Source organism: Alphaproteobacteria bacterium (assembly GCA_035625915.1).
Classification (GTDB): Bacteria; Pseudomonadota; Alphaproteobacteria; order JACZXZ01; family JACZXZ01; genus DATDHA01.
In genome coordinates this window covers 1-2,368 of record DASPOR010000153.1, presented here as the reverse complement: position 1 = coordinate 2,368, position 2,368 = coordinate 1, and the positions used below count along the sequence as shown (strand labels likewise).

2 protein-coding genes and 1 tRNA gene are annotated in these 2,368 nt (G+C 61.0%); 2 read left to right on the top strand and 1 reads right to left on the bottom strand.

Translation table 11 applies throughout. The features are described 5' to 3' along the window. Positions 1 to 238, bottom strand: a 238-nt coding sequence (locus VEJ16_12080; GenBank protein HYB10401.1) for a Sir2 family NAD-dependent protein deacetylase, incomplete at its 3' end; no start/stop codon positions are given. Between the two features lie 56 nt (positions 239 to 294). Between VEJ16_12080 and VEJ16_12075 the strand changes: the two genes are divergently transcribed. Both VEJ16_12075 and VEJ16_12070 read left to right on the top strand, forming a co-directional pair. After that, positions 295 to 753 carry a VOC family protein gene (locus VEJ16_12075; protein HYB10400.1) on the top strand — a complete coding sequence of 153 codons (459 nt, stop codon included), beginning with the start codon at positions 295 to 297 and terminating at the stop codon, positions 751 to 753. Between the two features lie 94 nt (positions 754 to 847). Next, positions 848 to 923 (top strand) — tRNA-Glu (locus VEJ16_12070). The last annotated feature ends 1,445 nt before the right edge of the window (positions 924 to 2,368 follow it).

Genomic DNA, 2,368 nt, shown 5'->3' with positions numbered 1-2,368 from the left:
CGAACTCATCCTGCATGGCGAAGCGCCGTCGCCACGCTTCGTCGCGCTGCTCCTGGCTTGAAATGAATTCCTCGAACGGGATTGGTTGATTGCGGCTCCACAGGCCTCCGGGGGAACGGAAGTCTGGAATGCCGCATTCGGTGGAAATACCCGCACCCGTAAACGGCAGAACGACATCCGACGTGTCGAGGAGGTGGCGCAAACCCTCAACCGCCGCTTTGGTATTTTGCGCGATCATGCAAAGCCCCCTAGACTGGTCGACGGGTTGGGGGCGCAAGCAAGCGAGGCCGTAAGATGAGATACCTGCACACGATGCTCCGCGTTCGCAATCTCGACGACGCACTTGATTTTTACTGTAACAAGCTCGGACTCCAGGAACGACACCGGCGGGTTGACGAGAAAAACCGTTATACGCTGGTGTTCCTCGCCGCTCCCGACGATGTAGATCTGGTCACCCAAGCCGATCGCGGCAAGGGTCGCGGGGCGCCGCTGATTGAGCTCACCTACAATTGGGACACAGAGGACTATGGCGAGGCGCGGTATTTTGGTCACCTCGCCTACGAGGTCGACGACATTTATGCGGTCTGCGAGCGACTAATGAAAGCCAAGGTGACAATCAACCGCCCTCCGCGAGACGGCATGATGGCCTTTGTGCGCTCCCCTGATCGCCATTCGATCGAGCTTTTGCAGAAAGGTGCGGCACTCCCGCCGAAGGAGCCATGGGCGTCGATGCCGAATACTGGCCGGTGGTAGTCACAAACTCTGCCCAGAAACCTGACAGGTTAACCGCGGCGCGCCGGCTCGCTTGCTCCCTTTGGCAAAGCTCTCTATATGTCGCGCCGCCCCCGCGCCCTTCGTCTAGCGGTCTAGGACATCGCCCTTTCACGGCGGAAACACGGGTTCGAGTCCCGTAGGGCGCGCCAGCTTAGGGCGCGCGCCGGTTTGTTGGCGCGACCGCTTCGGGTGCCGATGCTCGGACCGTCGGGCCTTTCCTCTGTCAGACAGCCTCCCGCTCGCCTGCCACGGGTATACACTCGCATCGCATCCGGGTGAGCGTTGGCTCGCGCCGAGGATCAACGGCGAGCCGTGGCCAGAGTCCGAGGCGGCTAAGTCCCGACCGTCCCGCGACCCGACATTCCGGACGGTAAAATGTTTCACGTGGGTTAAGGCGGCTCACACCCTCGACCCTGTGCCACCCTCTTCGCGTCAGCGATCGTTCATCCGACCTTGCGCGCCTGGGATCAAATCCATGGACTTATAGGTCGTTATATGACCTTATATCTTGCTGAGATGGCGTCTTTGCCGTGGTCGTCGAGCGCGACGGAGCGAAGTCGCGCCCAGCTCCTTCGTCGTGCCATTGCGGCAAGCCGTGATCCTGAGGGTTGAGACTTTGGCGCTCATGAATTCGCCTGGACGGCCGATCGGTGCCGGAAGTCTTGCGGATCATGCCAGCCGCTCTCTCGGTCTTTTTCGATTTGCCGACCAGAGCGCCTATTGTTCGTGGTCTCGCGCTTGAGATCGGTGGCCAACATTGCTCTCGCGTTAGCCATTGTGGTCCGGGCACGCAAAGGGGGCGCGGGCACGAGGGACGCAACCAGAGGAATCGAAGCGGCCATCTCCGAAGGGGGAAGCGCTCAGATCGCCGGGACTTGTTGCGCCGGCATGGTCTACGAGCGCGACGCGGGCGGCTCCTCCAACCGTCTTGTGGGCCGTGGAGACCGACGAGGCGAAGAACGACGAGAATGCCTGCCCGATTGCTCGGGAACGGCGCCTCGCCGAACGACGGCCACTCTATCGGCTCTTAGCCGCACCATCAGCCCGCCAACGCAGCATCCGATCGCCAGGGCCAGGGTAAGAGCACAAACGAGAATCAGCATGCCCCGAATCTCCTGCGTTCCGATATGCTCAAACGCAACTAAACTTAGGCGTTTCAATGGCCAAATATCACAACCGTTAATGGCACCCTGGCGTCAAAGCTAATCACCGCCAGCCCCTTCCGCTGTCGGGCCAAACGTTTCCCTGCGACGGGCCGCGACCTTAAGTCTTTTTGCGATCCGATCGATCTTGCCTGGCGGATCGCACGCGCGACGTGGTCGGATCCGCGGGAGCACGATGCGACCTTTGATCCGCGACGGTACCAATCTTCATCGGCGCAAGGCTGTCGTGACAGTCGCGGCCACGCCCCCCCGTAAAGGCATCCGTGGAGTTCGAACTGCCGCGGCGATGTCGTCGCCGGAAACATGCCCTTACGTCAGCATTCTTCCCCTGACCAGCGCGGGCGCTGCGCAACGTTTGTTCTTTCAGGTCTCATGCATTTCTTTAACCTCCTGCTGGAACGACCGCGCATGTTGAGGATCGGCCCGGACAG